Raw genomic sequence first — 26726 nt, forward strand, 5'->3', positions numbered from 1 at the left:
TCCGAGAAGGTCCGTCCCCCACTTTTATCTAGAATTGAGACAAGAACTCACCATATCCCTGCTCCTTCATCTCATTCTTCGGAACAAAACGAAGAGCGGCTGAATTCATGCAGTATCTTAGTCCTGTAGGTTCCGGGCCATCATCAAAGACATGACCCAGATGGGAATCCGCGTGTTTACTCCTGACTTCCGTCCGTACCGTGAACCACGACCGGTCTTCCACTTCCACAATATTATCTTCCACAAGGGGCTTTGTGAAACTTGGCCACCCTGTTCCACTTTTGTATTTATCCTTCGAGCTGAATAAAGGTTCACCCGAGACGACATCCACATAGATGCCTTCTTCCTTGTTGTCCCAGTATTCGTTCTTGAATGCTTCCTCCGTGGCATCTTCCTGCGTGACTTTGTATTGGATATCCGTCAACATTTCTTTTAATTCATCATCCGTATAAGAGGGATAAAGAGAGTTGGTCTGGAGTTCGATATGGCGATCATCTCCCCATGCTTCATCCAGAAAGTCATCCCTGCCTGAATTGCTTCTGTAAAATTTATAGCTTAACTTATTTTTCTTATAATAATCCTGGTGGTACTCTTCGGCTTTGTAAAAGGTTTTGGCCGGTTGGATTTCCGTTACAATTTCTCCATCAAATCGTCCTGAAGCCTTCAATTCCTTTTTTGATTTCTGTGCTGCCTTCATCTGTTCTTCATTATGATAGTAAATCCCGCTTACGTACTGGGGTCCCCGGTCGACGAACTGTCCACCGGCATCCGTCGGATCAATTTGCCTCCAGAAGACTTTCAGTAATTGTTCATAAGTGATGACGTCAGGGTCGTATTCGATCTGAACAGCTTCCACATGTCCCGTCTGTTGTGAGGACACTTCGTCATAGGTCGGATTTTTTTCTTCGCCGCCTGTATATCCTGAAATGACCGAGTAAACGCCGTCCAGTTTTTCAAAAGGAGGTTCCATGCACCAGAAGCATCCCCCCGCAAAGGTCGCAAGTTCATGGTCTTCATCGATCGCCTCCGATTTCACCGCTTCACTCCCCAACGATTTCTGGGTCAGGCTTGCATACAGTTTCGGCCCGAAAAATGCCCCGATACCCACTATGAGTATCAGCCCGATCCCCATCATGATTTTCTTCATCGTATTTCCTCCCCTCCATTTTTCTCTTACCTTCATTGTACCGTTTTGCTGTTCCTCTTGCGAAGATGAATCGGTTTTCTCCAATGGCCGATAACAGCCCTGCGTTTGGACAGAAACGTATGAATCTGAGATAGTAATAGCTAAAAGGAGAATATCCATGACCATAATTCTTATATTGCTATTGGCTACTCTAGTAACCGCCTTCCTGATTGTAAAATACTACCCGGCATTCGGTAAAAAACCTACAAGTGAACGGATCCTTTCATCCCCTCAATACTCACAGGGTTCCTTTCAAAACACGACGCCGACTTCTATGGACACGAGCTTATCTTCATCTGTTTCCATGATCCGCGATCTCGTAAAACGGGATGCGAAACGCAAACCAGGAAACGATATTCCACGGGTGTCTTTTCCTTCTATCTCCCACCCCCATCCCGTGACGAATGTTACGTGGTTCGGACATTCTGCGGCCATGCTTGAAATGGACGGGAAGAGACTTCTGCTCGACCCCATGTTTGGCAGTGCCCCATCCCCCTTTCCATGGATAGGGGGAAAGAGGTACAGCAAGGAACTACCCTTTCAACTCGATGACCTTCCTTCCATCGATGCTGTGATTTTTTCCCATGATCATTATGATCATCTTGATTACGGAACCGTTCGAAAACTTCGCACCAAAGTGAAGCAATTCTTTGTTCCCATTGGGGTAGGCAGCCATTTGGAACGTTGGGGAATCCATCCCGATCACATAGTGGAGCTTGATTGGTGGGAGGAAAAGGAATGGGCCGGCCTTACACTCGCATGTACTCCTGCCAGGCACTTCTCCGGCAGAAGCCTGAATGACCGGAACGCTTCCTTATGGTGTTCATGGTGTATCAGCGGCATTTCCTCCAACATCTTTTTCAGTGGGGATAGTGGGTTTGGTCCGCACTTCAAAGAGATTGGTGAGAAGTACGGTCCGTTCGATTTGACCCTGGTGGAATGCGGCCAGTATGACCCCAGATGGGCACCGATCCATATGCTCCCTGAAGAAACCGTCCAAGCCCATATTGACGTGAAAGGGAAATGGATGCTGCCCGTCCATTGGGGGGCTTTCACATTATCTTTCCATGAATGGACAGATCCGATTGAACGCGTCACAACATACGGTAAAGAACGGAATGTTCCTATTGTAACGCCGAAAATCGGGGAAACGTTTCTTGTAGAGGGAGATTCATTCCCTTCTTTGAGATGGTGGGAATGAACAAACAATCCCCGGGATGTATACACTATCTAAGAACGAAAAAGTAGGCGATCAACTATGGGAAATGAGCAAAAAGCCACATTCGGTGCATGGGTGGCGGCGATCGGGACCGTCATCGCCGCTATCGGGAGTACACCCATTAAGAGAATTCCGATGGAAACGCTAAGGTCATTCAACCTCATAGGAAACGAACTTCAGGCTACGGGAAACGCCCTTGAAGCAGATGCCATAGAAGAATTCACACTGACGAAAGCGGGAAACGAAATTCAAGCCATCGGAAACGTAACGGTCATTGCTGGTATTGTGATTGAGTTCAATACCATCATCAAGCAGGAGCTGAACATCAAAGGGAATCTCCTGCAAGCGTTGGGGGGATCGGCTGCCCTGGCTGATTCCTTTGATGAAGAACATACACTAGAAGAGCTTTATTCAATCTATGGAAACCTTCTCCAAGTCATCGGAAACTCGCTTCAAGCCATATCAGGAATCCTCACTTTAAATAATAAAGACAGCGGGAACCTGAATGTTGTTGGGAGCTGGATCCAGGCGATTGGAGCCATTATTTCAGCCCTGGTCCAAACAAAAGAATCCTCTACTTGAAGTTGCTTTACATAAAAATGTAGAGCAGCGGGATCAAGTGCTCTACAAGGATGACTGATTTAATCATTTTGATAAAATCTCTTTATCTGGGTATGTGCCTATACCATTTCTCTCTGACACGAATACTCATAACCTAGATAGAGAGGAGGTTTTATGCTTTGAATCACTTTCAGACAACAGGCAACGGCCATTTTATCAACTATGGTGATGTCCGTCGGCCAATCGGACGGGTCGGTTTTGGAAGACCGGGGTTCGGTTATGGCGGATTCGGAAGACCAGGATTTGGATTCGGCTTCAGTCCGTTCGTGGGAGGACTTGCCGGTGGATTATTAGGAGCCGCATTATTGAGTCCAGGTTATGGGTATGGTTACGGGTATGGATATCCGCCGCCGTATTATGGATATCCAGCGTATCCTTATTATTAATAATTTCATATAAATCGAAAGGGAACCTTGTCGTTATACGCAACAGGTTCCCCTTCTTATTTTCAGAGGGTTTCTTGCCCCGCCTTGAATTATAGAACTGCCTCAGCGATCAACTCATACGACCTTACTTTGTCTTCGAATTGAGACACATTGGTGATAATCATAAATTCATCTGTTTGATATACTTCACTTAGCATATGTAGTTCTTCCTTCACTTTTTGAGGGGTCCCGACTATCGCTCTTTTTCTGTTTTCCTTTACTTTTTCTTGTTCTTTCGGTGTCAGCACTCTTGCCTTTGCTTCTTCTACGGAAGGAATTTCAGTATCAATCCCCTTCTCTACAGCCAATAACCACAAGTCTTGGGTGAGAGCCATTTCTTCTGCTTTCTCCTCGGTTGGAGCGCAAACGACAAAGATACACACATTGCTCAAGGGTCTGGCTAATGAGGATGAAGGCTGAAAACGGGTTTGATAATAATCCATCGCCCGCTTCCCATTGACCGGATTGATGAAGTGACCAAAGGTAAATGCCGTGCCTTTTTCAGCTGCCACCCTGGCACCTCGGTGGGTGATGCCCAATATCCATGGAAGTGGAGGAGAAGGTATGTCAGGATAAGCCTTCACGCTTTGTTCAGATGAGAGATGCAAGTAATTCTGAAGGGCCTCCACCTGTCCCGGAAACTCATTCATACTCTTTTTCAACCCATCCGTAAGAGCCATCCGTGTTTCATATGATCCCCCTGGGGAACGGCCGATTCCAAGATCGATGCGATGGGGAAATAGGGTTTCCAACACCTTGAAGTCCTCCGCAATTTTGTAAGGACTGTATTGTGGAAGGAGGACACCCCCAGATCCGACCCGAATCGAACGCGTCATGGAGGCAATATGTGAGATCAGTACCTGTGGGGCCGAGCCTGCAAGACCATTCGTATTATGATGCTCCGCCACCCAGAATCGCGTGTACCCCAACTCCTCTGTCACCTGTGCAAGCTCCACTGTATTCCGAAACGCAGTACCCGCGTCCCCTCCCCTCACAATCACAGACTGATCCAATACACTCAACTTCATCCATGTCACTCCCCATCCCAAACCGAATTTCCATTAGTATGTACTTACATTATCCCACTAACATCTGCGGGACCAAAAAAAACTGCTTAGAGGGACGGACCTCGCTTTCCGCGGGAATATCAGGGGAAACACTCTCAATATATCCAGATGACCCCCTCTGTATCAACATTTATGAAGAATAAAGAAGAGGGACGGACCTCGTTTTTCTAGGTCCGTCCCTCCCTTTTACAAGCCTAAATAGATGTGGTTGCCGGATGGGTCTACTGTGAGGATTGTACCGTCATGTTCCTGTATTGCCGCCCCCATGGATTTGAGATGATGAATGGTGCTGTTGCGCTTTTCTTCATTTGGGAAGTGAAGGGTGAACCAGTTGAGGCCAGCACTGTTTTCGGAAGGAGCCGGTGCACCCACACCATTCCACGTATTCAATCCGATGTGATGATGGTACCCTCCAGTCGAAATGAAGAGTGCCTGATTCCCGAAACGGCTCACCACGTTAAAGCCTAGACCTTTCCCGTAGAATTCTTCCGCCGCCTTCAAATCAGATACGTGGAGATGAATATGCCCCATCACTGTACTGGCAGGAAGTCCGTTCCAAACTTCCCCTTCCGCCTCGGCTAATATCCCCCGTGCGTCGAGGGGATCGACGCTCATTTCGACTTGATCACCATGCCATGTCCAGGCGGTTGCCGGACGGTCCCTGTAGATCTCAATTCCATTCCCATCAGGGTCGGATAAATAGATTGCTTCACTGACAAGGTGGTCAGAAGATCCGAGCTGTATATTCAACTTGATCAGATGAGACAGCACCTTACCAAGATCTTCTCTACTTGGCAGCAATAAAGCAAAATGATATAACCCCGTCCTCCGCGGCTCTTTAGGAAATGTATCTTCCAACACTTCAATGGATAACAGGGGATGAATACCGTCCGCCGTTAAAGTGGCCCGTTTTTCTGACTGCTCCAGCACTTTAAACCCGATCACTTCCTTGTAAAATGAAAGAGATCGCTTCAAATCCTGTACGATTAAGCTCACTTCCCCAACAAATGTATGGGGTTCTTTGTGAAAGTTCATTATGGTTCCTCCGATTTTTTTAGATGCATTCTATTAAGTTACTTTATGTAACTAATTTTAATTTAATAACCATATTCCGTCAAGTAATTAAATTACCCAATTACCTGATATATGGTATACTACAAATTAGAATTTCCACGAATGAAGGAGGCATTGAAGATGAATCAATCTGAAATATGTCCAAGATTTGAAAAAGCGATCGGCATCTTAAGTCAGCGATGGACGGGGCTCATCATTTATCAGCTGCTTTCCGGCCCCCAACGGAACTGTACCATCAAAGACGCAATCGGCATCAGCGGCAGACTTCTATCCGAGCGATTAAAGGATCTTGAACAAGAAGGCATCGTTACGCGGACCGTCTATCCCGAGACACCGGTGCGGATTGAATATTCGTTAACAAAGAAAGGTTATTCGTTAGAGCCTTTAATGAAAAATATAGAGAAATGGTCCCAGGAGTGGATTGAAAAGGAATGAGAGCCCGTTTGGGGAGAGAAAAATAAAATAACTATCATTGCAAGGAGATAAGTCGATGATCGGAATCAGTATAGCAACAAAGTGGGAATTTGAAGCGACATTGGAATATTTCGGGGTAAAGGACCATGAACGTTTCGTTTATCCTTATGGCGAGTATTTCAAAAGAACAATGAATGATACAGAACTTGTTTTTTACAGTACCGGTGTAAGGAAGGTAAATGGTGTCGGTGGTAATCAGTATATGATTTCTACCTTTCATTTAACGAAAGTTATCGTTGTTGGAACCTGTGCAGGAATAGATGATAAGTTCAGTCATCTTGATATTTTTGTACCCGACAAAGCCGTTCAATATGATTGCACAGTAAAAGAAGTCGAACCTTTTATTAAGCAATCCTTTATAGTCGATATCGATCTATGTAAATACGGAAATGACTTCTACACCGGAACAATCGGCACCGCTGATAAAGCAGTCGTTATGTGGAAGGACTATGTAGAACTTAAAGAAAACGAAATCACGATAGCCGATACAGAAGCAGGTGCCATTGCGTATATTTGTAAGAAGAATGATGTTGAGTGTATTATCATTAAAGGGATATCTGATTTTCCAACAGTTGAAAGTAATTCTGATACATTTGAATCAAATATTGACCAGATCAATGTTTATATAGAAAACACACCTAAAGTGATGAACAAAATATTTGGCGAATATTTAAATCGATTTATATAACCATACAAATCCAGAGACCTTGGCTTTGGGTTTTTTACTGTTCATTATATTCTCCATAAAACACACCCCTCCCCAACAAAAAACCATTCCCTTCCCACCCCCGGCATAGTATATTTAGAGTAACGAAATAAATCGACTGCGAGGGACGGACCTACTATGTGGAAAAATAAGAATGTGTGGATATTATTGATTGGGGAATTCATTGCCGGGCTTGGATTATGGCTCGGAATCATCGGAAATCTGGAGTTTATGCAGGAGAAGGTGCCTTCTGATTTTCTGAAGTCCGTCCTGTTAGCTTCCGGTCTCCTGGCAGGCCTTGCTGTCGGTCCGCTAGCCGGCAAAATAACGGACCAGGCAAATAAAAAAACCGTGATGCTCGTATCCGGATTTACACGGGCACTCAGTGTCGTTTTCATGCTCAGCGCTATATATACGGGCTCGGTACTATGGATGGTCGTCTTCTTAGTCAGCATTCAAATCTCTGCCGCTTTTTATTTCCCTGCCCTTCAGGCTGCCATTCCGATGGTGGTAAAAGAGAGTGAACTGCTGCAGATGAACGGGGTGCATATGAATGTGGCGACCCTTTCAAGGATCCTCGGGACGGCTTTAGCTGGAATTCTGCTGGTCATCATTTCTTTATCGATGCTGTATGTTCTATCTCTTGTAGCGTACCTTGCCCTGTTCGTCATGACCTGGTTCCTGACAATCGGCGAAAGCGAGGAGTCACACGTCAAAACGCAAGGCAACAAGCCAAAAGCAGCAGGCTTCAAAGAAGTATTCCCGGTCATCAAAGGACTTCCCATCGTATTTATGACCCTCGTGATGACACTCATCCCTCTACTTTTTATCGGTGGATTCAATTTGATGGTCATCAACATCAGCGAGCTCCAGGACAGTTCCACCATTAAAGGATGGATTTATACAGCGGAAGGGATCGCTTTTATGACCGGCGCATTTGCAGTGAAAAAAATCGGTGAAAATGTATCTCCATATAAGATTCTGTTCGCCTTCAGTTTTGTCATCGGGATTGCGCAAATGCTTCTTTATTTTGCTACAAGTCCCGTCATGTCGGTCCTTGCCTTCACTGTATTCGGCTTCTCTGTAGGGTGCTTCTTTCCGACAGCCGCCACCATTTTCCAAACACGGATCCCGAAAGAATTTCACGGACGCTTCTTTTCGTTCCGGAATATGCTCGACCGGCTGATCTTCCAAGTTGTCCTTCTTTTGACAGGGCTCCTATTAGATCTTGTCGGGCTGCAGATCATGACGGTTTTATTCGGATGCCTCTCCCTGGTGATGACGGGACTTTTCTACTCGAAATACAGGCAGCTCAAAACGACTGTGTTATCGGAACAAGCAAGTTAGCTCACAATTCATTGTGGGCTTTTTTGTATAACAATGAGAATTATTATCAATACTATATAAAAAGAAGACAACCACGCCTATGGTTGCCTTCTCTCCTATTACATACCCGGTTCGAATGTTTTGCAGTCCGTTTCTTCGCTGTTATGCGCTTTATTCCCTTTATGACTGACAACGAAAATCTGGTCTGCAGAACACTTCTTTCCTTCACTGTTGTACCTGCAGTTGCTCACTTCACATAGTACGTCTTGTGCCATGGTTTAACACCTCCCCTGTACCATTAGAGTGTACGTTTCGTTTCAGGTTCATACCTTCACATTGACCCCTGATCATGAAAAGGGGACTCACCTCTGAAAGGTAAGCCCCTGTTCATTTTATAACTCCAATGCTTCCTCTTGATGGAGAGCCATTGTTCTTCGTTTGGTCACGATTTTATATGCAGCGACTGTCACCAACACCACTCCACTGCAGATGATATATAAAGCCGAAAAACCGAGCTGAGATGAAACAAGCCCCAGCACAAACGACCCAACCGCAATCCCAAGGTCATAAAAAATGAAGAACGTAGCCGTCGCATGCCCCGTTCTCCTCTTCGGTGCAGCCTGTATCGACATGGTCTGGAAACTTGGAAGCAAAGCACCGTACCCGAGGCCAATCAGCGTTCCCGATACCAATAAGAACACGACGGAATGAGTGAAGCTTAAAAGAATCAGTCCAAAGGCAAAAATGATCAGGGACGGGTAGATGACCGCGTTGGGTCCCGACCGGTCAAATAAACGTCCTGTATATGGCCGCGACAGCAGCATGGCCGCTGCAAATACGACAAAGAATAAACTGACGGATTCGAATAGACCGACAGACTTCGCATAAACGGAGATAAACGACATGATTCCTGAATAAGCAAATGAGGTCAGGAACCCTACCAAGGCAATCGGGATCGCCTTCACTTCTATTAAATCCTTAAGGGTCAGGCGCCTGCTCACTACCTGTTCCACAACCTCGTTCTCTGTCACCTGAATCCCAAATGAACATAGAAAGCCAATGACAATGATCCATGCAAGACCCATAAACAATGTCGTGTACGGAATCCACTGCAGCAGGGCCAGGGAAAGAAAAGGTCCGACTACTACTGCCAGGTTCATCGACATGGCAAAGTAACCAAGTCCCTCCCCCTTCCTGTTTGCCGGAATCATGTCTGCCGCAATCGCCACCATGACCGTTGAACCGATACTAAACCAGATTCCATGGAAGAAACGGAGCCCCATCAAAAAATAAAAATCATTTACCCAAAAGTAAATGAATGAGGAGATTCCGAACATGAATACACTGAGGATGAGTGTCTTTTTCTTCCCTAACAGCTCAATGATTTTCCCCGAAAAAGGACGCACAATGATCGCCGATAGTAAGAAGACTGTTGTAGCAAGTCCTGCCTGACCTTCTGTTCCGTGCAACTCATCAAGCACATACAGAGGCAGGATGGTAAGCAGTGAGTAAAAAACCAAAAAGAGAAAAAAGTTATTCAGTAACGCCATAAAAAATGGCCGTGTCCAGATGTTTTGATGTGTTGAATGCTCCACTATCATTCTCCTTCGCGCAATTAGTTGTTATACTAATTATATCTACAACATGTATATTTGTAAATATAGTTGTTGTGACAATTAATTCAAATTCTTCCGGATTTCATGTATGATAAAGGGAAGAAACTCACGTAGAAGGTGAAACCAGTGACCATGTCCCGAGATGAATCCATCGGCTTATATACGAGCCACACAGTCAAAAATATCATCCGTTTCCTTACCCTCCATCTGAAAGATTTCGATGTGACACCAGAGCAGTGGACCGTCCTGAAGAGACTTGCAGAACAGGATGGAATCAGTCAAAAGCAGCTTGCCTTAAGGTCTGAAAAAGACCAGCCGACCGTAACCAGGATATTGGATATTCTGGAAAGGAAAGAACTGATTTATAAACAGAAAAACGCCGAAGACAGACGATCTTTTCTTATTTTCATCACAGAAAAAGGAATGAAAGCAAAGGAAGAGCTTTCCCCATTTATAGAGAATTTGTATGAAGATACGATCCTTAAAGGGATTTCAGAAGAGGAATTAGAAGTATATAAGAGCGTTCTTTCTCAAATCAACGCGAACATGACCAAAGGATAGGAGTGAGCGTATGAAAGAAATCCCTGTTGCCCTCCAGATGTATACATTGCGAAACGAGGCGGAAAAGGATTTTATCGGTACTCTTCAAAAAGTGGCTGATTTAGGTTATGAAGGGGTAGAACTTGCCGGTTATGGCGGTTTATCCGTCAACGAACTGAAAGATTTATTGGATAAGCTGAATCTTCGTGCCGTCTCCAGTCACATTTCTTTATCTGAACTAAGGAGCAATGTGGATCAGGTGATCGAGGATCAGCTTGAGCTTGGAAGTACCTACATCGTGTGCCCATATTTACCCCCTGAAGAACGAACAGAGGAAGATTATTTCAGATTGATCGATGACTTGAACACCATTGGTGCAAAATGCTTTCAGGCGGGGATCACCCTCTGCTATCATCACCATGACTTCGAATTAAGGACTCTTTCCAACGGAAAAACGGCTCTCGAAACGATTCTGGCTGAAACGAATCCTCACTGGGTCAAAGCTGAATTTGATATCTATTGGCTGACGTATGCAGGGGAGAAGCCTGTTGAATGGCTGAAGCGTTACCAGGGTCGGACTCCCCTTGTCCATTTAAAAGATATGGCAACGGATGGCGAACGCTTTTTCGCAGAACTTGGATCGGGTGGGGTGGACCTCGAACCTATCCTGGAATTCGGTATGCACAGCGATGTGGACTGGTGGATTGTCGAACAGGACGACTCCAAGATCCCGCCAATCGACAGCGTTCGAAAAAGTCTTGAATACTTACGACATAATCAAGTTTGATAAGATAAAAAGGAGAGCCGGGTACGATGGCTCTCCTTTTTCACATTATTTCAGTTTCGCTACAATCTTGCCTTTCACATGTCGCTCGGATAAGCGGCTGAGGGCTTCCGGTACTTCTTCAAGTGTCACCGTCTCTTTCAGCATGGCATCCAGCTTCCCTTGTTCCAACAGGTCAAGCATCCCATCCCCGATCACCGCAAAGTCCTTTTGGGCATTGAAATCTTCCGTTTGATGTGCCGCTGCAAGGGCGATTTCATGATAAGAAACGACTTTTGTGAATGATTTGATTTTGGTGAAATCAGGGGCACCGGCGATGTACACCATGTGACCCATATAAGCTAGGGCATCCAGGGAGTCCGTCGCACTCTGTCTGCTGACCGCATCCACGACGGCATCCACACCACGGCCATCCGTGATTTCCATTACTTTCGCTATTACATCTTCTTCCCTGTAGTCGATACAATAGTCTGCTCCAAGTGATTTCACATAGTCATGATTGTGACGGGACGCAGTCGATATGACGGTCTTCCCTGCAAGCTTCGCAAGTTGGACGCCAAACCCGCCTACTCCACCGGCGCCTCCGTGGATCAAAATCGTCTCGACGTTGTCCAGGGGCAGTTTACGGTGAATGGCCTGGTAAGCCGTATAACCCGCAGTCGGAAGAGCTGCAGCATCCTCGAAGGAAACACTGTCAGGAATGCTTGAAACCGTGTGTGCTGTGATGATGGCGTATTCTGCATATCCGCCTTTTTTCGTGAAATCCCCGTGGAAAACGACACGATCTCCCTCTTTAAAATCCGTTACTCCCTCACCGACTTGTGCGACCACTCCTGCCACATCCAAACCGAGGATATGCGGATAGGACCAGACAGGCATCCCATTCGTGGCTGTCTTGTAGTCAACCGGGTTCAATCCGACGGCATGGACCTCCACGAGAAGTTCTCCTTTTTGCGGTGAAGGTGTTTCGATTTCCTCCACTTTCATGTCTTTCCATAAACCTTTATCTTTCAATAATAAAGCTTTCAATATATTCATCTCCTTAAAGAGCGTTATGATTATTTTGCTTACATGGTATATAATATATACTATAAACACAATAAACAAGTAGGCACTATTTAGTATCCTGGTTACCGTTTGGAAACTGCGTTAATGGGAAGGTGCGGTTCAGCTACTGATTTTTCATTCTTTTTCAGCAGCTGAACCAAACAGCACACTCAACAATTCCACAAACAACAACAACATCAAGGAGGTACCCATATGAAACAACTCAATCCCGAATACCAATGCGCCATCGACCTCGTGATCGATGTCATCGGAGGAAAATGGAAGGTTCTGATACTATGGAATTTAAATGAAGGTGTAAAGAGGTTCAATGAATTGAAGCGGTCCCTGCCGAACATCACACAGAAGATGCTTACCCAGCAGCTGCGGGAGCTGGAGGAACACGGACTGGTCGAGCGGAAGGTGTATCAGGAAGTGCCGCCGAAAGTCGAATATTCGACTACTGATATGGGGAAGAAACTCCAGGCCACGCTATTTGAGATGTGTAAATGGGGAGATGAATATGCCGAGCAGAAAGGGATCGGGATGAACCGGTGCTGGACAACCTATGATTTCATGGAGAATGATCAGTAAGGCGAAAAGGACTTGTCGCATGGACAAGTCCTTTCATCGTCACTTCGCCAGGATCTGACCCAGTGCCTTTTCAAGGGTATCATACTGAAAGACGAATCCCGCTTTCTCTAACCGTTCCGGGATGACCCATCTGCTTTTCAGGACCAGTTCGGTTTCCGTTTTGATGAACACCGCACCTGCTTCAAGCATCCATTTTGGGGTCGGGAGCCCTATTTTCTTCTTCATCACGTTCCTTAATTGAGCCATGAATTCACGATTGGTGACCGGATCCGGCGAGGCACAGTTGAATACTCCGATTAACTCCTTCTCTTCATTCAAAAAGAGAATGATCCGGTACAGGTCTTCTACATGGATCCAGCTGAATTTCTGGGTTCCCGGTCCCTGCACCCCACCGAGACCAAATCTGACCAGGTTTTTATACGGTGTCATCACACCGCCATCCGGCCCCAGTACGATGGCGATACGTAAAGCAGCCTGTCGGGTCCCCGGTAATGAAAAGGAGAAGAATGCTTTCTCCCATTCCTTTGCCACTTCAACGGAAAAGCCTGTGCCGATATCGCCGCCTACCTCCGTCATCGGCCGGTCCTCTGCATGGCGATAGATCGTGGCCGTACTGGAATTGATCCATAAGGGAGGCGGATTCTGACATTGTAAAAGGGCCTTCCCCAATAGGTTCGTCGTGTCCGTCCTGGATTTGAAAATGTCCGCTTTATTCTTTTCATTATACCGACAGTCGACTGATTTCCCTGCAAGATTGATGAGCATATCGGCCCCTTCCAATGCCTGCATCACATCATCAGGCCGGTCCCAGGAAACATGGGGAGACTGTCTTGAAATGATGATCACGTTATCGCCGTTCTCGAGAAATTTCTTCTGAAGATACTGGCCGATGAAGCCAGTTCCCCCTGCTATGACAATTTTCTTTTCCACACTATCCACCCATTTCTTTCGTGTGAGTTTGTGAATTAATTCACATTAATTATACCAAATACTGTAACAAATTCAACCGTTTTTTGTCTGATTCCCATATACACAAAAAATAGTGGAATATTCCTAGAAAAATATTTTTCTTTGAACGGCAAAGATAAAGGTAGAAATTCACCTCAAATTTCGTATATATCGACATTGTTGAACACTTAATATTTCAAATTTACTGAAAATTACCATTTTTTTCATTGTCAATCTTCCTATTTTTTACTAGACTACTAATTAGCCGCCGGGGCCAAAAGAAATAGCTATTTCCAAAATCTATGATCAAAAGGGGAAATTGTAATTATGTCGAAAAAGAAATTAGTTAGTTTAGCACTAGGTACTTCTCTTGTATTCAGCGCATCTTTTACAGGTGCCTCCGCATTCGCCCAGTCTTCAGATTCGATTACTTCGAAAATGGACATTCATCAAAAGGTCATGAACATAGATAAAAAAGGGCCAAGCTTCCTATCTGGGAAACTATCAAAAGGGATTGTAAAGAACGATCAAGACGTGAAAAAGTTCATAAAAGACAATAAAGAGCTTTTTGCCGTCGATCCCCATTCTGAACTGACACTACTTGAAAAGACGACAGATGATCTTGGAATGTCTCATTATCGATTCACTCAATCCGTGGACGGTGTCCCTGTTGATGGAGCCATCTTCATTGTTCACACAAATAAAAAGAATGAAGTGACGGCTACGACGGGTCAGCTTTTTAAAGAAGCTTCTAAAAAAGTAACCAAGACAAAATCCAAAATCAATCAAAAATCCGCTACGGATCTTGCATGGAAGCACATCGGCCTATCAAAAGCCGACACTTTGAAAGGTGCTCAAAACGAGTTCAGCATTGATGCGAAGAAAGACAGTAAAATTGAAAACACAACTGAAAAAAATGATCTCGTGATTCATGAGAAGGATGGAAAGTTCACTCTTGCTTATAAAGTACAACTTCAATTCATCGAGCCTTATGGAGCGAACTGGCAGATCTATGTGGATGCCAAAGACGGATCGATTGTCGAAGCTTTCAATGCTGTGACAGATGCAGCGACAACCGGAAGCGGTTACGGGGTTTTAGATGACTATAAAACTCTTAATACTTATTCTTCAAATGGAACTTATTACTTATATGATGTGACGAAACCGATGAATGGTGTCATCGAGACCTTTACAGCTCAAAATGGATCAAGTCTTCCAGGATACTATTCCACTGACAGCAATAACTCCTGGACTGCGTATTCACAAGCGGCTGATGTCGATGCCCATGCGTATGCCGGTAAAGTCTATGACTATTATAAAAACACACATAACCGCAATAGTTTCGACAACAACGGAGCGACCATCCGCTCTACTGTCCATTATGGATCCAACTATAATAATGCGTTCTGGAATGGTTCCCAAATGGTCTATGGTGACGGGGACGGATCCACTTTCACATCTCTTTCCGGTGCACTTGATGTTGTGGCCCACGAGCTGACTCATGCCGTGACGGAGCGTACTGCCGGATTACAATATCAATATCAATCCGGGGCCCTGAACGAATCATTCTCTGATGTGTTCGGATACTTCTTAGATCCGGGCGATTACCTGATGGGTGAAGATGTCTACACCCCTGGCATCTCTGGAGATGCTCTGCGCAGTCTTTCAAACCCATCTAAATATGGACAACCGGAACATATGAATAACTATGTGAACACTTCTTCCGATAACGGTGGTGTTCATACAAACTCCGGTATCCCGAATAAAGCGGCTTATAACACGATCTCAAGCATCGGGAAAGCCAAAGCAGAGAAAATCTACTATCGTGCCCTGACTGTCTACTTAACACCAACTAGTAATTTCAGTTATGCACGTGCAGCCCTTCTTCAATCAGCAGCTGACCTGTACGGAAGTGGAAGCTCCACTTACAACTCCGTTAAAGCAGCTTGGGATGCTGTCGGGGTTTATTAAGACACGATCCAGTTAGCAGCCAAAAAGCCGTCCTACCCGGGACGGCTTTTTTCCTTTATACGAATCTCAGAAAATACTTCACCTACCCTCCCGGCAATCCGATATACTAAATATAGGTAATATGTCACAGTATCGGTCCATTATGAAGGAGGGATGATCATGTTAGGGCATGTATTCATCAACATATGTATCTTAATATCCTTTTTGTACTTTGCCGGGATTGTGTTGAGAAATCCACGGAAATCACCGATTCCAATGAATGTATTGATTGGAACCTTCTCCGGGGTCCTTGGATTGGCTCTCATGTATTTTGCCATTCCTTTGGATCACCACAGTATAGTGGACCTGAGGCATGTAGCGATCGTGACCACCGCCGTCTATGTCGGGTGGATTCCTGCCCTTCTTTCAGCCTCCATCATAACAGTCGGCAGAACGATCATGTTCGGTGTCACGCAGGAATCAACTGTGGCGGCAATCGGTATGTTGGTTATAGGTATCATCTGCAGCGTATTAAGCTTTCTCCCTTACCGGAGACTAGTTAAGATGCAGATTATGAACCTAGCCTCCCTGATGATCATTTTCATCTTGTTACAAATCAACATAGGTTTCTTGAATGCCTTGAAAATCATTCCTTATCATACGATTACTTCTATTCTGGTCGGCTTTATCGCTTATTTTATTGCCGAGCAGATCAAACGTTCAAATGAACACTATCATCAACTGGAACAGAACGCGACGAAAGACTTCCTCACAAGTCTCAATAACGTCCGACAATTTGACGTAAGCTATAATCAAGCTTTAAAGCATGCTCAGGAGAGACGAGAAAAACTGTCCCTGCTGCTCATCGATATTGATCATTTCAAAAATGTGAATGATACGTTTGGTCACCAGGCAGGGGATGAAGTGCTAAAAGGACTCGGAAAGGTATTGACCCACCATTCCAGGTCTTTCGATATCGTATCCAGAAATGGAGGGGAAGAATTCAGTATCCTTTTGATCGACTGTCCACACAGCCACGGGATGGTCATTGCGGAAAGACTTCGGGAAGCAGTGGAACGACACTCCTTTATGATTACTGAAGAGCGGTCGATTCACATTACGATATCCGTTGGAGTATCCACCTACCCTGATACTGTTTCACCTGCGGGAGAAGAGATTTTTGAACAAGCAGATAAAGCCCTCTATTTGGCGAAACGTACGGGTCGGAATAAAGTTTGCGATTTTCAGATGGTTCAATCCATCCACTGATATCCCCGACAAGATTCAACACTTTTCCTGGGAAATGATGTTGAATCTTGTCCTATTAGACGTAAGGGAGTAAAAAATCGACTTTTTTCTCTTTATAAATATGGATTCTGAGATCACTTGTTACGCTTCGTTTCACACAGATGCCTTCAACGTGTCCTTATAATCCAAGCCAAAGCCGGTATGCAGGCACTCTACGGCAGATTGTACGTGACTTTTCTCAATCACAGCCGTCACACTTATGGAGGATTCGCCGATCAATTTCACTCTCACACCGCTTTCCAATAACATCCTGCACACCCCTACTTTTATCTCGGATCGCCCTTTCATATCCCCCCCGATGACCGACACCTTTGACAAGTTGCTTCGTTCTTCGATACGTGAGTACTTCCACTTGTCCTTCTCTTTTTCCAAAATGGATAACACCTCATGAAGGTCTTGTTTTTTGATCAATAAGGACAAACTGTTTCGGCACCTTTGTATATAAACATCCCCTTGGATATGCCGGGAAGATAACTCACTCATGAATGCTTCCCGGAATCCTTCAACATCTTCACATTCGAACATTTCAACTCTATGAATATCCTTTTCAAATGTGACACCAAACACAGGGATCGGCCCATTTTGTTTTATCTTTCCGTGGATAAGGGTTCCCCCGACATTTTCAAAACTTGATTTTATATATAGTGGGATTCCGAATTTCTTAGCATGTTTAATCGCTCTTGGATGAAGGACCCCCGCTCCCATGACAGCTAAATTCTGCATGTCCACATATGAAAGGGAAGTGATTTTCGATGCTTTTTTAACAAACCTTGGATCTGAAGTGTATACGCCATCGACATCCGTATAAATGTCACACCGATCTGCCTTTAACGCGGACGCAAGAGCAGCGGCCGTAATATCGGATCCTCCTCTTCCCAAAGTCGAAATGTCCCCCTCCTCCGTTATTCCTTGGAATCCTGCGACCACGACTACTCTTCCTACATTCAATTCGCTCTTGATACGACCTGTTTCAATAGCTTGAATATGAGCATTTCCAAGGATGGAATCCGTTCGAACGCCAGCCTGCCATCCTGTGAATGAGATGGCCTCAACCCCTTGCTGTTGAAGGGCCATTGTCAGTAGGGAAATCGTCACTTGTTCACCCGTTGACAATAACATATCCATTTCTCTCTTACTTGGTTCACTTGTAATCTCACTGACTAACTTTACAAGTGCATCGGTGGTTTTCCCCATTGCCGAAACCACAGCAACGACGTCATGACCTTTGCTCTTCTCCTGTATGATCTTTTCCGCCATTCGTTTTATTCTCTCGGTGGAACCAACAGAGGTCCCGCCGAATTTCTGAACAATTGTACTCAGGAGATGCCCCTCCTTTCTATTTAGGAATGAAAGATGATCAGATCGATCCAACAGTCCGGTTTATTTTGTATGCAGCCAATGCGTTTGTGACTTTACCAAATTCGGAAGCATGGGGACGGTCATCGTCATCAGAGTATCCGTAATCCACCATCCGGTTACGGTTCAGGCATAACTTCGTAAGCTCCGGTTTAAAGAAGTCAAACAGCTTGAAACGTTCTTCTAATTGCGGGAAGCGATCCTGATAGTTGATTATTGATTCAGCAAGGAGACCCCAGAATGTTTCTTCTTCCATCATTCCATTGTTCTTCAACAAGTTACTCAAGTATCTCAGGTGACAGATAAAGAGACCCGTGAAGATGAACTGTGTAAGCCCTTCAGGAGGCTCTGTTCGAAGGACCGCTTTAAATTCAGATGACAGCCCTTGCAGCTCAGGGAAATCCCGGTCTGAAATATTGACGTCATCAACAAAGTCTTTAATCGCTAAACGGTGCGGCTTCGCACCCTTCAACACGACGATCGTATTTTGTCCATGGGGAGAGAATACCGTTCCGTATTGGTAAAGGTAATGTAGGAGAGGCTCCATGACGACTTTGAAAAATTGCTTCATCCACTCTTCCGGGCTGAGACCTGACTGTTCAATCAAACTCTCAACAAACGGTTTATTGTCATGATGATCTTCATACAACAAGGCAGCCAGTGTAATCGCTTGTTCCCCGTCTTCTAAATACGTATAGATGCTTTCTCTCCATATGGTTCCAAGCATCTCCAAGTATTGATAAGGTGCCTGTTTTAAATGTGTATAGTAATGATGATTTACATTCATACTGGCATTTTCCCCAGGGAGGATGACCCGACATTCCTCCTTTAAAAATGGATCCTTTTCAGCCATTCCTTTAATGAACTCTGTCACCTTGGGAGCAATCAGGGTTCGTTCAGATGGCAGTCCCCGATAAACCAGCGTGTTCAAAATACTCATCGGCAACTTCACATGATGCTTATCTTTGTTCGTTGTATTCACAAAAGTGCGGATCGACTGCTGAGGGAGGTAACGATCTTCTCCCTCTCCCAAGGGAATGATGCGACCCATGGCGAGCTCCTCAGGGAAATTCTGAATCAGTGTGTTTTTCCATTGCCACTCGTGCACCGGCAGGTAATAATATTCCGGTGGTTCGCTTCCATTTTGTTTGATGATTTCATCAAAACGGATATGATCTTGCTCACTCAGTTCGCCCGCAATCAACGTGTGGTAATCCAACCCTTCCACCGATTGAAAGGATGCAATCTCCTTATGTACGGCTATCCAGGAAAGCTGTATCTCCTTCTGTTGTTCAGGAGCAAAGGCAAGGTAATCGTCATATCCGAACCCGATTCTCCCTTTGTTATATGTTATCCAAGGGTGTCCTGTCATATAGCCCTCGAGGATGGCGTAGTCTTCATGAATCAGTTCGTCTGATGTTTTCGTTTCTTTTTCAAGAAGATGGGCATCCGCTATTAACGTACTGTTCATTTCCTTCATTAAATGCCCAACCGTTTCAGATGACATCCCGATTACACCTTGAAGATCAACCAATAACTCTATTGCACTATGGGCTTCCTTCCTTCCTCCATTTTCAACAATATATACCGTCGTCCATTTCACATCGAAACTATCAAACAATCTTTTTTGTGCGATATAGTGATAGTACTTGGAAGCTGTGACCTGCAGGGAATATTCAATATCTTCCCCATTTTCCGAGAGGATTTCAGGACGGATCATATCTTCATACATATACTCAGACAGCATTTTACCAATCAATTTCTTGTTTACTTTCGTCCAGCTATCACTCTTAAAAACACGTTGAATTTCTTCACTGAATAACATATTATCCCTTCTTTCACTTAGTCTATGCCTTCTTTTCATCAGAGAGGGACCGGTATGGATGCCGCTTTCGTTCCAAAGGTCTGAAACACATTTTTGCTTTGAACCTGGTATACCTCTTTTCCTGTAATGGTATTGATGATGATCGCATTGCGGTGTGCTCCGAGTCCAAGATCAGGTGCCCCGACGCCATGAGTATGCATCTCCCCATTCTGTACGAAGATTTCACCAGGACCTTCTACATAGGTTTCCAATCGATAATCTTCTTGCACTTTGTATTTGCCATACTCATCCCATGCAATCCACTCTTTCATTTTTGAAAGGAATCCCGGGAATGCAGGCTTATAGCCAGTGCCCAGAATGATGACATCTGCTTTATCTACAAAATGTTCATCCTTGATCCGGTGATAGCCATGAACTTCAAACCCTGTTCCTTTTTTTTCGATCCCTACGATCTCTGTCATGGCCTGTAAGGAGATATCCGGCTCCTCGTTCCCTACGGATCTTTCATATAAATAATCATATATATCGGCGATCGTCTCTGAACTGATGCCTTTATAAAGAAGATCCTGTTCCTTTAGGAGCTGATCCTTCTTTTCCTGTGGAAGCTGATAAAAGAATCGGGTATAATCTGGTGAAAAATACTCAAGGCCCAGTTTTGAATACTCCATCGGGAAGAATCCCTTTGAACGTGTATACCATTGGAGTGAAAATCCTTGATTCTCCTGTTCTTTGGCTACATCGAGAAACACTTCGGCTGCACTCTGGCCGGAGCCGATCACAGCAATAGATTCAGCATTTGTACATATTTCCTTATTGGATAAATAATCGGCACTGTGAAAGACGGTTTTGCCCAGCATTTCCTGAAATGATTCAGGTACAGAAGGAACAGAACCAATTCCAAGTACGAGATGTTTCGTAAACATAGTCTCAGTTTGTTGAAGGGCATCGTTCCACACGGTGACTTCATATATGCTGTCCCCAGTTCCCAATTGGACCGGCACGACACTTTGGACATCCATTCCGAATCGGCAAGTAGAGAGCTGCTCGCTCACCCACTGGCAGTAATGGTTATATTCTTTTCGAGGGATATGAAATTTTTCCAGAAAATAAAAGTGATATAAACGGTGATGGGCTTCCAGGTAACGAAGGAAACTGTAATCACTCCGTACATCCGCCATACTGACTAAATCAGCAAAGAACGGCACTTGTAAGGTCGTTCCGTCAATCAGCATGCCCGGGTGCCAATTGAAGGCTTTCTTTTTCTCCAAAAATACGTTTTTCACTTCAGGTACCGCATCCAATAAGGCGGCAAGGCCCAGATTAAACGGTCCTAATCCGATACCGATGATGTCATACAAATCATTTGATGTGATCGTAGAGTCCTTCATTCTGCCACCTCTTTTCAAATTCGTATCTCTCACAAAACATGAGCAGTCCGGTTTTGTCTGGGAGCGTAATGGGTTTGACGGGTTTAAAACCACATTTCTCAAAAACATGGATCATTTTGTCATTTCGAATATCCGGCTCCGCTACGACTTTAGTCGTCTTCTTTTCTTGGAACTGATACGAAACCATCGCTCGTAATAATGACAGGGAAAGTCCTTTACCAAGATACTCTCTCTCTCCAATTAACAGATGCACTCCCTGATCGAAAGGTGCAGGAGTATACGTTTCCTCCACCACGTCGCCTTTTACCCAATAGGTCTCCCAGTAACTCATGGCCACACCGTCAAGATATCCTGCGTACAGGGTTTGATGTGGATCGGACAAAGATTTTTTAAAATGGTCTTGAAACTTTTCAATTGGGATATTCAAATTCCAGAATGGATGGACATGTTCCTCCATCATCCATTTATGAATTAGTTCCGTGTCCCGGTTAAAGTCTATCTTCTTAAATTGAATCGACTTTTGGATTTCTTTATCAAACATTTCAAAGTCAAAGGACATGATGGATTTTCACCTCTTTGGCAAGGGGGTTCTTCACCATCGTATAGACTGATTGAGCTTCCATCGGACCGACCAATTCATCCATGTCATAAAAACGGGTCAATAGATTCCCTTTACACGGAAGAACCGGTTGATATAATAAACTGCTCAGTAAATTGGAATCTTCCCCCCACTGCCGTTCCTGGTTCTCCAGACGTTCTTTTACAAGATTCATCAGTCTATTTTCTTCTATGAGGCCATTTGCCCCGAAACCATTGATCAGTCCAAATAAATGGTTAAAGAAGAAGTAATAGCGCAAACGCTCCTCTGCCACTTCATCTGAACAAGTGGTATCACTCTCTTGATTTATATCCGGCAAGAGCTCTTTGAGTTTTTCCACTTTCGATTCACTATAGTAGTAACCTTGGTTATCTCTGTAGTAGAAGGTTTCAGGATAGCCGTTCTTTAGTTGGACCACCGAGTTCTGCTGATGGGCTTCCAGAGCAATGCCGTATGTGTGGAACAACCAGATCATCGGATCCAGCGCCAGGGATAAGTATCGATCGAACCAATCCAAGCTCACTTCTTCCAGACTTCTATTCTCTCTTTGGACTATCGCTTTAATGATGGAATGTATTCGGGCTTTTCCTCCATAAGCATGGTCCTGACACAGTGCTGCGATCAAGCTGGTTTCGCGACTGTTTTCATAGAAAGGATTTTCCCTGATGACAAGCTCAAACCCGGAAACTTCTTCATTCAGGTCCAAGTTTAAATAAGCAGGATCCTGGATGACCTTAAATCGTGGGAATGCTTTGTTAAGTCTTGTTCCCACTTCCGTTTTTAGTAATCTCGAAACCTCTACTCCCCTTGCCAGTTCCTTCTTCTGATTGATGCGAAGAGAGTTTGTGATTTTGACAGGTACGGAGAATTTATACATGTATCGCGATTCATCGCTATAGACCGTTCTAAATGATGACGTAGCCGTGAAGCGCTTCCCCAACGGACCAATATATTTCAGTCGTCCTTCTTCCATCAGATCTTGTACGTTCCCTTTTTCCAATAAAGTCTTCACTTGAAGGGGGTGTACAGGAAGCAAGACACGCCCGCCCTCTTCCATCAGATTCCGCAACCATTTTTGATCAACACCGGGATCATCTTTTAACTCTTCAAAAATGATGGAAGCTGCAGATTTGTCAGCACTTGAATCCTGTTCTACCAACGATTTTTCCACACTAAAGTAATGTAGCTGAAATTCTCCTTTATATTCAGGTGAATACAGATGGTCTTCTTGTTCCGTCAGGCCTTGTTTACTTTTCGGGGTTGGATGAAGCATATGTCCGAATAGAAGGGATTGCTCAGCATCGACGTAGTCGAATTCTTCATCTGTAAGTTCCTCGTTGTCCTGTACCCGACTTTCAACATAGCTTTTTATACTTCGACAGCTTAAGATCACTCTTAAGAGCAGTTCGTCCTCTGCACCACTTTGACTCTTATCAAGTAAGAACTCTTTCACCACCAGTGTTGTAAGTGTAATGTAGTCGAGTGGTTTCAATTCGCTTTCCCCTACCCGGTAATAAAGTGGGAAGCCGAATAGATGACGATCCGTAAGAGACCAATATCTCACTGGAATAATCAATTCAATCTGCTGCAGGACCAAACGCGAGACTATGACTTTCTCAAACTGTCCAAGTAACGGATCATTGTCGTAGCGGCTCTCTTCAGTGTAGTTCCCTGTTTCCCTTAAATAGCAATTCAGAAAGCTTTGCATTGTTGCATGTTCAGCAATCTCCTTGGAATTTCTCAATGTATGACCCCTCCATTTACTATTTCAGTGCCGATTTCTTCAATCTCATGTAGAAGGGAATGAATATCTTCCGGCTTTGTTCTTGGATTTAATAACGTCAATTTCAAGAAGGTTTGACCTTTTATCACTGTTTTCGCAATAACCCCTTTCCCCTTATATAGCAGGGTTTGCTGGATCATCCGGTTCAAATGATTGAGATCGAGATCATTCCCTTCCATCCTTTTCGGCTGATAGCGAAAGATGACTGTATTGATTTCCGGCTCAGGGTTTTGTATCACAATGTCCTCTAACTCTCCCATATAAGAAGCTGTGTATCCGGCGAGCTTCACCGTTTCATCGATCATGCTGCCAAAAAGGTCGGTCCCTACTGTCTTTAGTGACAGATACAGTTTTAACGCATCGAATCTTCTCGTCGTTTGAACCGACTTATTCACCAGGTTCAAGATACCCTCTTCATCATCTTTGACGGGATTCAAGTAATCAGCATGATAGGATAGATAACGGAAATTGACCTCATCCTTAACGAGGAACGCTCCGCAACTGATCGGCTGGTAAAATAATTTGTGGAAATCCACCGTAATGGAGTCGGCGTTCTCCAACCCTTTTAGTTTGTCCGCATAGGAATGACTCAGCATCAGCCCACCGCCGTATGCTGCATCGATATGAAACCATAACCCCTGTTGACGTGCTATTTCTGCGAGTTCCTCGCTTGGGTCTATACTTCCAAAGTCTGTAGTCCCACATGTTGCAACAAGGGCAAAAGGCAATAGGTTCTCATGATGAAGCATCTGGAGCGTTTCATTTAATTCCCCGACACTCATCCGATGATTTTCATCGGTCTTAACTGTCACAACCGCTTGTTCTCCTAACCCAAGTTGGTAAGCAGCTTTCTTCACCGTGAAATGGGCTTCTTCTGAACAAAGAATCCTTAATCGGTTAAAGCCTTCGGGTAAACCATCCCGTTGTACGTTATGGTTCCATTTCGAATGACAGAAGGCATCGCGTGCCAACAGGAGCCCCATATAGTTGGACTGGGTTCCACCACTAGTAAAGACTCCGCCGGATGATGCCGGGAGACTTATTTTTTCCGTCAACCACTTAACCATTTCCGCTTCCACATAGGTGGCAGCCGTACTCTGATCCCATGAGTCCATAGATTGATTGAGCGTTGCGATGATCAATTCCGCTGCCACTCCAGGAAGAAGGGGTGGACAATGTAAATGTGCCATACTCTTATGATGGGAAATATGAAGACTGTTTTTTAAAATCGGTTCATCGATTTCATCCAGGACTTCTGCAAAGGATTTCCCTTCAGGAGTAATCGCCATGATTGGTTGGATATCTTCTTTTATTACACCGGGCATTTTTCCGATATAAGGTTTCCCGGTACCTTCATATAGGTCTTGCAGTTTCCTGCTAACCCCATCTATCATTTTATTAAATGCACGGAGTCCTTCTCCCCCTTGATGTAGAGAGAAGGAGTCCTGGCTGGTTTCTCGTTCGATTGTTTTCATTTTCATGATTTCACCCCGCAAGAGAGGCGATTAAAGCTTCTCTGAATATCGATACCACTTCATTCACTTGCTCCCTTGTGATGATCAATGGAGGAAGGAAACGGACCACTGCCCCATGCCTTCCCCCTACCTCAAGGATCAGTCCCCGTTTGAAGCATTCACGTTGGATTCCGCTTGCGACCTCAGGATCAGCCGGTTGACTTCCACTCGATGAATGAGGTTTAGCGGGATCAATGATCTCCACACCAACCATCAGTCCTCTGCCTCTTACATCCCCTATCTCCGGAAATTCTTGTTGAAGCTCTTGAAGAGATTGAAGAAGTCTTTCTCCCATTTCCCCGGCATGGGCAACCAAGTGATTCTCCTTAATGAACCTCAATGTTGCTGTCCCTGCCGCCATGGCCAATTGATTTCCTCTGAATGTGCCGATGTGAGCCCCCGGTTCCCAGGCATCCAGGTCGCGATCATATATCACGACAGATAGAGGAAGACTCCCGCCGATTGCTTTTGAAAGAACAAACACATCCGGTACGATTCCTGCATGCTCAAAGGAAAATAGTTCTCCAGTGCGTCCGATCCCCGTCTGCACTTCATCGATGATGAGTGGAATTCCCCGGTCTTCAGTGATTCTTCTCATTTTCCGGATCCATTCGATCGGTGCCGGTATGGAACCGCCTTCTCCTTGAACCGTTTCAAAAATCATGGCAGCAGGCGGCAAGATTCCACTCTCCGGATCATCAAGAAGATTCTCGATGTATTGACTGCTGATGCGGTGACTTTCCTCTCCGCCTATCCCAAATGGGCAGCGATACGAATATGGGTAAGGTAAGAAGTGCGTATCCGGCATCAATCCTTGAACATTCTTCTTCGGGCCGAGGTTTCCGCTGATCGCCATCGTCCCATGAGTGGCTCCATGGTATCCCCCTTGAAACGTAAGGATGCTCTGCCTCCCCGTTGCCGTCTTCACTAATTTCAATGCAGCCTCAATCGCATCGCCGCCTGTCGGTCCACAAAATTGGATCTTCGCACGATCACGAAATCCTTCTGGCAAAGAAGAGAATAATTCATTTACAAATTCCTCTTTCACTGGCGTCGTTATATCTAACGTATGTAATGGGCGTTTATCACGGATCACTTGCTCCATGGCATCAATGACCACCGGGTGATTATGTCCCAGCGCTAATGTTCCAGCTCCCGCTAAGCAATCCAAGTATTTCTTTCCTTCCATGTCCGTTACATAGATCCCCTCCGCTTCATTGATTGCCAGTGGGATCCTTCTCGGATAGGATCTCGCATTTGATTCCCTTCTCTCTTGTTGGTCCAGTAATTCTCTATTTGAAATGGCGTGTTGTATCATCATCACATCTTCCTTTCATGATTGATTGGCTTTTGCTTCAACGTCATCTTAATTGATAATGA

Annotated in this window: 25 protein-coding genes; 11 read left to right on the forward strand and 14 right to left on the reverse strand. The window is 44.7% G+C overall.

The window, feature by feature from the left end; all coding sequences use genetic code 11:
• Window positions 1–28: 28 nt before the first annotated feature.
• A complete protein-coding gene (gene msrB, locus BVI01S_RS07095; RefSeq protein WP_061809743.1) occupies window positions 29–1147 on the reverse strand; it encodes a peptide-methionine (R)-S-oxide reductase MsrB in 1119 nt (372 codons plus the stop codon).
• 157 nt (window positions 1148–1304) lie between these two features.
• Between msrB and BVI01S_RS07100 the strand changes: the two genes are divergently transcribed.
• The 3 genes from BVI01S_RS07100 (at window position 1305) to ymaG (ending at window position 3412) form a co-directional block, all read left to right on the forward strand.
• Complete coding sequence (locus BVI01S_RS07100; RefSeq protein WP_061809744.1) at window positions 1305–2387, forward strand: MBL fold metallo-hydrolase; 1083 nt, start codon at window positions 1305–1307, stop codon at window positions 2385–2387.
• A gap of 57 nt (window positions 2388–2444) precedes the next feature.
• The gene (locus tag BVI01S_RS07105) at window positions 2445–2987 is read left to right on the forward strand and encodes a DUF6944 family repetitive protein (RefSeq protein WP_061809745.1); all 543 of its coding nucleotides are present in this window, start codon (window positions 2445–2447) and stop codon (window positions 2985–2987) included.
• 194 nt (window positions 2988–3181) lie between these two features.
• Window positions 3182–3412 (forward strand): inner spore coat protein YmaG, encoded by a 231-nt coding sequence (ymaG, locus tag BVI01S_RS07110; protein WP_156030183.1) that lies wholly within the window; start codon window positions 3182–3184, stop codon window positions 3410–3412.
• 89 nt (window positions 3413–3501) lie between these two features.
• Here the strand turns inward: ymaG and BVI01S_RS07115 are convergent, their stop codons facing one another.
• Together BVI01S_RS07115 and BVI01S_RS07120 are read right to left on the reverse strand one after the other, a co-directional pair.
• A complete protein-coding gene (locus BVI01S_RS07115) occupies window positions 3502–4479 on the reverse strand; it encodes an LLM class flavin-dependent oxidoreductase (protein ID WP_061809747.1) in 978 nt (325 codons plus the stop codon).
• 225 nt (window positions 4480–4704) lie between these two features.
• Entirely contained in the window at window positions 4705–5553 is an 849-nt protein-coding gene (locus BVI01S_RS07120) for a VOC family protein (protein ID WP_061809748.1), read from the reverse strand.
• Between the two features lie 159 nt (window positions 5554–5712).
• Between BVI01S_RS07120 and BVI01S_RS07125 the strand changes: the two genes are divergently transcribed.
• The 3 genes from BVI01S_RS07125 to BVI01S_RS07135 all read left to right on the forward strand — a co-directional run bounded on the left by BVI01S_RS07125 (window position 5713) and on the right by BVI01S_RS07135 (window position 8119).
• A complete protein-coding gene (locus BVI01S_RS07125; RefSeq protein ID WP_034764117.1) occupies window positions 5713–6027 on the forward strand; it encodes a winged helix-turn-helix transcriptional regulator in 315 nt (104 codons plus the stop codon).
• 55 nt (window positions 6028–6082) lie between these two features.
• A complete protein-coding gene (locus BVI01S_RS07130) occupies window positions 6083–6754 on the forward strand; it encodes a 5'-methylthioadenosine/S-adenosylhomocysteine nucleosidase family protein (protein WP_061809749.1) in 672 nt (223 codons plus the stop codon).
• Between the two features lie 156 nt (window positions 6755–6910).
• Window positions 6911–8119 carry an MFS transporter gene (locus BVI01S_RS07135; RefSeq protein WP_061809750.1) on the forward strand — a complete coding sequence of 403 codons (1209 nt, stop codon included), beginning with the start codon at window positions 6911–6913 and terminating at the stop codon, window positions 8117–8119.
• A 98-nt stretch (window positions 8120–8217) separates the two neighbouring features.
• On the opposite strand, the gene BVI01S_RS22150 is transcribed toward BVI01S_RS07135, so the two are convergent.
• Both BVI01S_RS22150 and BVI01S_RS07140 read right to left on the reverse strand, forming a co-directional pair.
• Complete coding sequence (locus BVI01S_RS22150) at window positions 8218–8373, reverse strand: DUF1540 domain-containing protein (RefSeq protein ID WP_079532121.1); 156 nt, start codon at window positions 8371–8373, stop codon at window positions 8218–8220.
• A gap of 117 nt (window positions 8374–8490) precedes the next feature.
• Window positions 8491–9699, reverse strand: a complete 1209-nt coding sequence (locus tag BVI01S_RS07140) for an MFS transporter (protein WP_061809751.1) — start codon at window positions 9697–9699, stop codon at window positions 8491–8493.
• A gap of 147 nt (window positions 9700–9846) precedes the next feature.
• Here BVI01S_RS07140 and BVI01S_RS07145 point away from each other — a divergent pair, with 147 nt between their 5' ends.
• A complete protein-coding gene (locus BVI01S_RS07145) occupies window positions 9847–10275 on the forward strand; it encodes a MarR family winged helix-turn-helix transcriptional regulator (RefSeq protein WP_061809752.1) in 429 nt (142 codons plus the stop codon).
• Window positions 10276–10285: 10 nt separating this feature from the next.
• Window positions 10286–11041 carry a sugar phosphate isomerase/epimerase family protein gene (locus BVI01S_RS07150; RefSeq protein WP_061809753.1) on the forward strand — a complete coding sequence of 252 codons (756 nt, stop codon included), beginning with the start codon at window positions 10286–10288 and terminating at the stop codon, window positions 11039–11041.
• 45 nt (window positions 11042–11086) lie between these two features.
• Here BVI01S_RS07150 and BVI01S_RS07155 read toward each other — a convergent pair whose 3' ends face one another.
• Window positions 11087–12067, reverse strand: coding sequence for a zinc-binding dehydrogenase (locus BVI01S_RS07155; protein WP_082804687.1), 981 nt, complete (start codon window positions 12065–12067; stop codon window positions 11087–11089).
• A 231-nt stretch (window positions 12068–12298) separates the two neighbouring features.
• On the opposite strand from BVI01S_RS07155, the gene BVI01S_RS07160 reads away from it, so the two are divergent.
• Window positions 12299–12676: a winged helix-turn-helix transcriptional regulator gene (locus BVI01S_RS07160; protein WP_061809754.1), complete on the forward strand. Its 378-nt coding sequence runs from the start codon at window positions 12299–12301 to the stop codon at window positions 12674–12676.
• Window positions 12677–12715: 39 nt separating this feature from the next.
• On the opposite strand, the gene BVI01S_RS07165 is transcribed toward BVI01S_RS07160, so the two are convergent.
• The gene (locus tag BVI01S_RS07165) at window positions 12716–13606 is read right to left on the reverse strand and encodes a TIGR01777 family oxidoreductase (protein WP_061809755.1); all 891 of its coding nucleotides are present in this window, start codon (window positions 13604–13606) and stop codon (window positions 12716–12718) included.
• Between the two features lie 345 nt (window positions 13607–13951).
• On the opposite strand from BVI01S_RS07165, the gene BVI01S_RS07170 reads away from it, so the two are divergent.
• Complete coding sequence (locus tag BVI01S_RS07170) at window positions 13952–15595, forward strand: M4 family metallopeptidase (RefSeq protein ID WP_061809756.1); 1644 nt, start codon at window positions 13952–13954, stop codon at window positions 15593–15595.
• A gap of 159 nt (window positions 15596–15754) precedes the next feature.
• Entirely contained in the window at window positions 15755–16843 is a 1089-nt protein-coding gene (locus BVI01S_RS07175) for a diguanylate cyclase (protein ID WP_061809757.1), read from the forward strand.
• Window positions 16844–16975: 132 nt separating this feature from the next.
• Here BVI01S_RS07175 and BVI01S_RS07180 read toward each other — a convergent pair whose 3' ends face one another.
• Genes BVI01S_RS07180 through BVI01S_RS07210 form a run of 7 tightly spaced genes read right to left on the reverse strand, consistent with a single transcriptional unit; the run spans window position 16976 to window position 26667 of the window.
• On the reverse strand, window positions 16976–18253 hold the full coding sequence (locus BVI01S_RS07180; RefSeq protein ID WP_369690883.1) for an aspartate kinase: 1278 nt from the start codon (window positions 18251–18253) through the stop codon (window positions 16976–16978).
• Window positions 18240–20063: an IucA/IucC family protein gene (locus BVI01S_RS07185; protein ID WP_061809758.1), complete on the reverse strand. Its 1824-nt coding sequence runs from the start codon at window positions 20061–20063 to the stop codon at window positions 18240–18242. The genes BVI01S_RS07180 and BVI01S_RS07185 overlap by 14 nt, the downstream gene beginning before the upstream one ends.
• 38 nt (window positions 20064–20101) lie before the next feature.
• A complete protein-coding gene (locus BVI01S_RS07190; protein WP_061809759.1) occupies window positions 20102–21451 on the reverse strand; it encodes a lysine N(6)-hydroxylase/L-ornithine N(5)-oxygenase family protein in 1350 nt (449 codons plus the stop codon).
• Window positions 21423–21977: a GNAT family N-acetyltransferase gene (locus BVI01S_RS07195; protein WP_061809801.1), complete on the reverse strand. Its 555-nt coding sequence runs from the start codon at window positions 21975–21977 to the stop codon at window positions 21423–21425. The genes BVI01S_RS07190 and BVI01S_RS07195 overlap by 29 nt, the downstream gene beginning before the upstream one ends.
• Window positions 21978–21999: 22 nt before the next feature.
• Entirely contained in the window at window positions 22000–23793 is a 1794-nt protein-coding gene (locus BVI01S_RS07200) for an IucA/IucC family protein (protein ID WP_061809760.1), read from the reverse strand.
• Entirely contained in the window at window positions 23790–25313 is a 1524-nt protein-coding gene (locus BVI01S_RS07205; RefSeq protein ID WP_244886898.1) for a pyridoxal phosphate-dependent decarboxylase family protein, read from the reverse strand. The genes BVI01S_RS07200 and BVI01S_RS07205 overlap by 4 nt, the downstream gene beginning before the upstream one ends.
• 4 nt (window positions 25314–25317) lie before the next feature.
• Window positions 25318–26667: an aspartate aminotransferase family protein gene (locus BVI01S_RS07210; RefSeq protein WP_061809761.1), complete on the reverse strand. Its 1350-nt coding sequence runs from the start codon at window positions 26665–26667 to the stop codon at window positions 25318–25320.
• Window positions 26668–26726: the final 59 nt, after the last annotated feature.

It is taken from the genome of Rossellomorea vietnamensis NBRC 101237 (assembly GCF_001591825.1).
Classification (GTDB): Bacteria; Bacillota; Bacilli; order Bacillales; family Bacillaceae_B; genus Rossellomorea; species Rossellomorea vietnamensis.

Bases quoted from the DNA above. Each gene is read 5' to 3' on its own strand.
- BVI01S_RS22150 (WP_079532121.1), bottom strand. From the start codon at position 8,373: ATGGCACAAGACGTACTATGTGAAGTGAGCAACTGCAGGTACAACAGT.
- BVI01S_RS07105 (WP_061809745.1), top strand. From the start codon at position 2,445: ATGGGAAATGAGCAAAAAGCCACATTCGGTGCATGGGTGGCGGCGATC.
- BVI01S_RS07175 (WP_061809757.1), top strand. From the start codon at position 15,755: ATGTTAGGGCATGTATTCATCAACATATGTATCTTAATATCCTTTTTG.
- BVI01S_RS07150 (WP_061809753.1), top strand. From the start codon at position 10,286: ATGAAAGAAATCCCTGTTGCCCTCCAGATGTATACATTGCGAAACGAG.
- BVI01S_RS07135 (WP_061809750.1), top strand. From the start codon at position 6,911: ATGTGGAAAAATAAGAATGTGTGGATATTATTGATTGGGGAATTCATT.
- BVI01S_RS07185 (WP_061809758.1), bottom strand. From the start codon at position 20,063: ATGTTATTCAGTGAAGAAATTCAACGTGTTTTTAAGAGTGATAGCTGG.
- BVI01S_RS07120 (WP_061809748.1), bottom strand. From the start codon at position 5,553: ATGAACTTTCACAAAGAACCCCATACATTTGTTGGGGAAGTGAGCTTA.
- BVI01S_RS07115 (WP_061809747.1), bottom strand. From the start codon at position 4,479: ATGAAGTTGAGTGTATTGGATCAGTCTGTGATTGTGAGGGGAGGGGAC.
- BVI01S_RS07210 (WP_061809761.1), bottom strand. From the start codon at position 26,667: ATGATGATACAACACGCCATTTCAAATAGAGAATTACTGGACCAACAA.
- msrB (WP_061809743.1), bottom strand. From the start codon at position 1,147: ATGAAGAAAATCATGATGGGGATCGGGCTGATACTCATAGTGGGTATC.
- BVI01S_RS07140 (WP_061809751.1), bottom strand. From the start codon at position 9,699: ATGATAGTGGAGCATTCAACACATCAAAACATCTGGACACGGCCATTT.
- BVI01S_RS07125 (WP_034764117.1), top strand. From the start codon at position 5,713: ATGAATCAATCTGAAATATGTCCAAGATTTGAAAAAGCGATCGGCATC.
- BVI01S_RS07160 (WP_061809754.1), top strand. From the start codon at position 12,299: ATGAAACAACTCAATCCCGAATACCAATGCGCCATCGACCTCGTGATC.
- BVI01S_RS07100 (WP_061809744.1), top strand. From the start codon at position 1,305: ATGACCATAATTCTTATATTGCTATTGGCTACTCTAGTAACCGCCTTC.
- BVI01S_RS07205 (WP_244886898.1), bottom strand. From the start codon at position 25,313: ATGAAAATGAAAACAATCGAACGAGAAACCAGCCAGGACTCCTTCTCT.
- BVI01S_RS07190 (WP_061809759.1), bottom strand. From the start codon at position 21,451: ATGAAGGACTCTACGATCACATCAAATGATTTGTATGACATCATCGGT.
- BVI01S_RS07145 (WP_061809752.1), top strand. From the start codon at position 9,847: ATGTCCCGAGATGAATCCATCGGCTTATATACGAGCCACACAGTCAAA.
- BVI01S_RS07130 (WP_061809749.1), top strand. From the start codon at position 6,083: ATGATCGGAATCAGTATAGCAACAAAGTGGGAATTTGAAGCGACATTG.
- BVI01S_RS07170 (WP_061809756.1), top strand. From the start codon at position 13,952: ATGTCGAAAAAGAAATTAGTTAGTTTAGCACTAGGTACTTCTCTTGTA.